General features: G+C 70.3%; 4 protein-coding genes and 2 pseudogenes. 5 read left to right on the top strand and 1 reads right to left on the bottom strand.

The features are described 5' to 3' along the window. Positions 1-756: 756 nt before the first annotated feature. A complete protein-coding gene (locus AB0G56_RS41935) occupies positions 757-2,007 on the bottom strand; it encodes an FAD-dependent monooxygenase (RefSeq protein ID WP_360981540.1) in 1,251 nt (416 codons plus the stop codon). A 79-nt stretch (positions 2,008-2,086) separates the two neighbouring features. Between AB0G56_RS41935 and AB0G56_RS41930 the strand changes: the two genes are divergently transcribed. From AB0G56_RS41930 to AB0G56_RS41910, 5 genes and pseudogenes are all read left to right on the top strand, one after another. Beyond that, the gene (locus AB0G56_RS41930) at positions 2,087-2,647 is read left to right on the top strand and encodes a TetR/AcrR family transcriptional regulator C-terminal domain-containing protein (protein ID WP_360981537.1); all 561 of its coding nucleotides are present in this window, start codon (positions 2,087-2,089) and stop codon (positions 2,645-2,647) included. Between the two features lie 253 nt (positions 2,648-2,900). Beyond that, on the top strand, positions 2,901-3,188 hold the full coding sequence (locus AB0G56_RS41925; protein ID WP_360981534.1) for a hypothetical protein: 288 nt from the start codon (positions 2,901-2,903) through the stop codon (positions 3,186-3,188). A gap of 311 nt (positions 3,189-3,499) precedes the next feature. Further along, positions 3,500-4,399 carry an NAD-dependent protein deacetylase gene (locus AB0G56_RS41920; RefSeq protein WP_360981531.1) on the top strand — a complete coding sequence of 300 codons (900 nt, stop codon included), beginning with the start codon at positions 3,500-3,502 and terminating at the stop codon, positions 4,397-4,399. A 10-nt stretch (positions 4,400-4,409) separates the two neighbouring features. Next, a pseudogene (locus AB0G56_RS41915) lies at positions 4,410-5,021 on the top strand (type 1 glutamine amidotransferase domain-containing protein); the annotation flags it as partial. Positions 5,022-5,128: 107 nt separating this feature from the next. Next, positions 5,129-5,746 (top strand): annotated as a pseudogene (locus AB0G56_RS41910) (aldehyde dehydrogenase family protein); the annotation flags it as partial. Positions 5,747-5,838 lie beyond the last annotated feature (92 nt).

The following is a 5,838-nucleotide window of genomic DNA, read 5'->3' as shown; positions in this document are numbered from 1 at the left end:
ACGTGCACCTTGGTCGGAGCACATGATCAGACGAAGGCCGCCCCCGTGTCCGGCGAACCCCCTGGTGAGCGACTCAGTTCGAGACACCGTTCGAGTCCGGTAGATAAAGAACACGGGTATGTTCGAGTAGCCTCGGCGCCTCGGGTCCGCGCCCAGGAGGCTTCCGTCAGGCGCGCGCAGTTCCTCGTCCCCTGCCGGCTCGATCCCAGCGGGTACGCGAGCTTCGAGGTGGGCGGGGCGCCGGTCTGGAAGCGGAGGTCAGAGCGTGCGGCATTGAGGCGCGTTGTGCAGCAACCTTCGGCCCATCCCTTCCGCCCAGGCCCTGTGCCAACTGCGCGGGAGCACCGCGACCCGCTGGCCACCCCGGACACCGACGACTGCCGGCGCCAGTGCCGCAACATCGCCCGCCCCGACGGCGACATCCGGCACCTGCACCGACGCCTCGGCGAACTCGCCACCATCGTGGACGACCCACTGTCCCCGCCCATCCGGCATGAACACGAACCCGCGCCGCGCCGCCGGCTAGACATCGACAAGGAGCCTCCCGTGGCGCTACTGACCAAGCCCGACACGTTCGACGACGGCACGCTCGCGCTCGACGAGGAGGGTGGCGGCAAAGGGCATGAGCCTACGCCGGAGGCTGGCCGACCGACCGCTGATCAGCTTGTGGGCAGGAGCCTTCGGTCTGCCGCAGTTCGCGCCGCCGGTCGGGCGTGGTCGTGGCGGCGGCCGTCGGTGCGATCTGCGCGGTCGCTTTCAGACGGTGCTGGTCAGTGCCGGGTTCTCGGGGAGCTGCCAGTTGCCGCCGCGGTCCCGCGTCGAAAGGCGCGCGGCGAGGTCGGGGACGTGGAGAAAGCAGGCCAGCGCGGTGGTGGCCTGGAAGACATCGATCGCACGCTGGGTCATCGGCAGGCCCAGGCGCAGCAGGCGCGGGTTGACTTCGCCCTGGATCTCGTTGACGAAGGGCCGCAGCACGCGGTCGTAGTTCGCCAGCGCGGTCGGCAGGTCGCCCGGGTGCCGGTTGATCTCTCCGGCCAGGACGTGGGCGCCGACCAGGCCGCCGGAGGTGCCCATGCCGCTGTAGGGGGAGGTGCAGTGCGCGGCGTCCCCGGCCAGGACCACGCGGCCCTTCGACCAGGTGTCGGTGCGGACCTGGACGATCTCCTGGGAGTAGAAGAACGAGCTGGTCTCCATGCCCTTGATGAAGCGCTCGGTCTGCCATCCGGCATCGTGGAACCTGCTTGCCCAGAACTCCTGCTGGCGCTCGACGGGCGCCCGGTGGATCGCCGAGGCTTCCTCTGATTCTTCCCGTATGACGAAGTACACCTGGGTCTGGGCCGGGTTGTGGCTGCGGCGCATCATCTGTCGGCCGCCCGGGATCATGTAGGTGTCCCGGATATTGCTGTCGGACGCGATGCGCGGAACGAACCAGTAGGCCATGTGGATGCCCGTCCGCCAGTACGGGTCGAGACCCTTTGGGAGAATCGCTCGCCGGATGCGCGATCCCTGCCCGTCCGCGCCGACCAGGAGGTCGAATTCGCCGGAGGATCCGTCGGAGAAGTGCCCGACGACCTTGTGGGCGTCCTGCTCGAAGCCGTCGACGCTCACGCCGAAGACGTACTCGGTGTCGTCCTTGGTGGCGTCATGCAGGATGCGTATCAAGTCCCCGCGCATGATCTCGTACTCGGACGTGAGGGTCTGCCGGCCCTTTCCCGAGGTGTTGGCCATGATCGTCGCCTTGGGCTTGCCGCGTGCGTCGATGAAGGCGACGCCCGCCTCGTCCACGAGCTTGCCGCGGACGGCGTCGAGGAGCCCCATCTGCTTGACGGCCTCGATGCCCTGTCCTCGCAGATCGACCTGGGCCCCGGCGGCACGCAGCGCCGGAAAGCGTTCGGCGACGGTCACCTGGTGGCCGCCCCGGGTGAGCCAGAGTGCCAGGGCCTGCCCCGCGATCCCACCACCGGCGACGAGAACCCTCAGGGGCTGCCTGCCCGATCTCCTCGTCATGCCCGTCCCTCCAAAATCTATCAGTGAAAGATTCCTTCCCAGCGTCATCTATCAGCGATAGATTGTCAACGTGACCAAGATGAACCGCGAGGCCGTCGTCGCTGAGGCGCTCGGCCTGCTCGACGAGGTCGGGCTGGACGCCGTCAGCACGAGAAGGCTGGCGAAGCGGCTGAACGTCGAGCAGCCGTCGCTCTACTGGTACTTCCGCACCAAGAAGGACCTCCTCGCCGCCATGGCGGAGGCGGCGATGACACCCCATACGACCGCGCCCCTGCCGACGCCCGATGACGACTGGCGCGACTGGTTCGCGGACAACACACGCAGCTTCAGGCGCACCCTGCTGATGCGCCGGGACGGCGCGCGGCTCCACGCCGGCAGCACCCCCACCGGCGACCTCGACCGGATCCGCCGCAAGATGGACTTCCTCGTGGCCTCCGGCGTCCCTGAACGGGATGCGCAGATGGCGATGCTGGCCGCAAGCCGCTTCACGGTCGGCAGCGTCCTGGAAGAGCAGGCAGAAACCGATTCCGGTGACAGTGCGGACCTGCCGGCCGACGTGCCGGTGATCGATCACGAGTCGGCATTCGAGGCAGGCCTGGCCCTCATCCTCAACGGCCTGGCGCACCGTGTCGAGGTGTAGGGAGTCGGCTGGTCCCGCAGGTCAGGCGCCCGATGGGTGGGGAGATCCACTGAGCGGATGTGGGGACACCCGCGAGTAGAGGGTGGCCGCTTTCAAGGCTCCGGCCGCAGCTCCGTGAACCACAGCGCCTGGTGCGCGAGCAGGGTGGCTCCTCGCCCTACGATCGCCGGAAGCGGCCGTCCCACCGCCACCGAGAGGCAGCGATGAGCAGGAACGTCAGCGGGGTGACGAGACCGGGCTCAGCCCGGCGACGGTGAACCGTCTCATCGACGCGCTGAAGGCGGACCGGCTCGTCACGGACGCCCAGCGCGAGGCCTCACGAGGCGGCCGTCCCGCCCAACTGGTGCGGTTCAACGCCGAGGCACAGAGCGTCCTCGCTCCCACCCTGAGAAGCGACACCGTGCAAGGCGCCGTGTGCGACCTCGCGGGGCGGATCCGCAGCCGGCCCAGCCGGCCGCTGCTCGACCGGACGCACGACGCCGAGTCCGAGTCCGCGGCCGTCATCGAGCAGGTGATCGCCCTCAGTGCGGAGCTGTCCTAAGCAGCCGACGCGCTGGACGCCCCGCCCCGCGCTGTCGCCGTCGGAGTACCCGGCGTGGCCACCGGGCAGGGCGGCCTCGTGGAGTTCGCCCCGGCGCTCGGCTGGTCGAGCATGCCCCTGCCGGACTCACCCCGTCCGCGGCGGACAAGGTTCCGCCGGCGCCCTTCTGGATCTGATCTGGGCGCGCCCAGCGCGAGGTCGGCTACCGCGGCAGTGAGCGAGGGTGAGCCGTCGCTGTCCTCGTTGACCGAGGCCCTCCTCGGCCTGCTGCCGATGACCTTCGGACACCGTCCGCGCCGTACCCTGGCGGCATGCGCATGCGCCCCACCCTGAGCTGGACCCCTGACGAGGATCTACCGCCGGGCACCACGGATCTCCAGCCGGTCGCCGACGCGCTGGGCGCCGGTGGTGTGCTGGTGCTCAGCGGGGCAGGCATCTCCACCGAGTCGGGCATCCCCGACTACCGGGGGGAGGGCGGGAGCCTGAGCCGGCACACTCCGATGACGTACCAGGACTTCGTCGCCGGGGCCCACGCCCGGCGCCGGTACTGGGCGCGCAGCCACCTCGGCTGGCGCACCTTCGGCCGGGCCCGCCCCAACGCCGGACACCGGACCGTTGCGGCGCTCGGGCGGCACGGACTGCTCTCGGGCGTGATCACTCAGAACGTCGACGGCCTGCACCAGGCCGCCGGCAGTGAGGGCGTCGTGGAACTCCACGGGAGCCTGGACCGGGTGCGCTGCCTCGCCTGCGGCGCCTTCAGCCCACGCCGTGAACTCGCCGAACGGCTGGAGGAGGCCAACGCGGGCTTCGAGCCGGTGGCCGCGGGGATCAACCCGGACGGTGATGCCGACCTCACCGACGAGCAGGTCGGGGACTTCCGCGTGCTGCCCTGCCTGGACTGCGGGGGCGTCCTCAAACCGGACGTGGTGTTCTTCGGCGAGGCCGTGCCGCCGGCGCGGGTCGAGCACTGCCGTGAACTCGTCCGTGCGGCGACCTCGCTGCTGGTCCTGGGGTCCTCGCTGACGGTGATGTCCGGGCTGCGGTTCGTACGCCAGGCGGCGCAGGCCGGCACGCCTGTGCTGATCGTCAACCGAGACCCGACCCGAGGCGACCGGCACGCCCGCACCCGGGTCGCGCTTCCCCTGGGAGCGGCCCTGACCGCCGTGGCCGCCCGACTGGACGTCCCCCTCGACGACCGGGCGGCGACCTGAAGGTTACTGGGCGGAGGAACTGGCCGCTCCGCACGAGAAGTTCGTGAAGGCCGGTTACACCGTCGACTTCGCTTCCCCGGGCGGAGTGCTGCAGCCCCTGGACGAGCACAGTGCCGACCCGGCGCTCGCGGGAGAGGACTGCGATCACTACGTGGCACACGCCCAGAAAGCGCTGCAGGAGTTCGGCCCGCTGCTGAAGCTCGACGAGATCGACATCGACGACTACGTCGCGGTGGTGCTGCCCGGCGGCCACGGCCCGGTCGTCGACCTCTTCCAGGACGCCGACCTGGGCCGTCTGCTGGCCGAGGCGGACAAGGGCGGAATGCCCATCGGCGCGGTCTGCCACGGTCCGGCCGCGCTGCTGAGCGCCGAGGACGAGGACGGCAACTGGCTCTTCGCCGGCCGCAGGATGACGGCGTTCACCAACGAGGAGGAGCAGATTTTCGGCACGGCCGAGGGCGCTCCGTGGCTGCTCGCCTCCCGCCTGCGGGAGCTGGGTGGTGTCCACGTCGAAGGGGCGGCGTACCAGCAGCACAACATCATCGACGGCAACCTCTTCACCGGCCAGAACCCCGCCTCCAGCACCAGGCTGGCCGAAGACATGATCGCCGCACTGCGCTGACCCACCACCGGCGCACGAAGGGCGGGCCCGTCCTCCCGTACGAGGGTCCGCCCTCCGTGCGCCACCGGTCGACCAGCCATGCGGCGCACCCCAGAAGGAAGAGTTCCATGAAGACAATCACGCCGGACGACGTCATCGGACGTGTGGAGAAGGGGCTGTTCGTCGCCGGCCGGTGGCGGCCCGCGACGGACGACGCCACGTTCACGGTGTACGACCCTGCCACGGGCCGGACACTGTGCGAGGTGGCCGATGCCACGCCGGCCGACGGGGCGGCCGCCCTCGACGCCGCACACGCGGCCCAGGCCGACTGGGCGGCGGTCCCTCCCCGCCGCCGGGCCGAGATCCTGCGCCGCGCCCACGACCTGCTGCTGGAGCGCGTCGAGGAATTCGCGCTGCTGGTCACCGCGGAGATGGGCAAGTCACTGGCCGAGCCCCGGGCGGAGGTCCGCTACGGCGCCGACTACCTGCGCTGGTTCGGTGAGGAGGCGGTGCGGATCGACGGCACCTGGAAGGTCAGCGAGGACGGCACCGCACGCATCCTGGTCACCCGCCGGCCGGTGGGTCCCTCTCTGCTGATCACCCCGTGGAACGCGCCGCTGGCGATGCCGGCCCGCAAGATCGGACCGGCCGTGGCAGCCGGCTGCACCATGGTCGTCAAGCCCGCCCCGCAGACACCGCTCACGACGGCCGCGCTCGCCGGCCTGCTCGCCGACGCCGGTCTGCCTAACCTCGCGCTTTCACGAGATGGGCTGTCCAAGAGCTGATCAGAAACACGGAAAGTGCCCTTGACCTGCAACGATAGGACTTGCTGAGGGTC

The sequence above is a fragment of the Streptomyces sp. NPDC021356 genome (genome assembly GCF_040641015.1).
Lineage (GTDB): Bacteria > Actinomycetota > Actinomycetes > Streptomycetales > Streptomycetaceae > Streptomyces.
The sequence above is the reverse complement of the archived record's forward strand: the minus strand, read 5'-3'. Positions and strand labels throughout refer to the sequence as shown.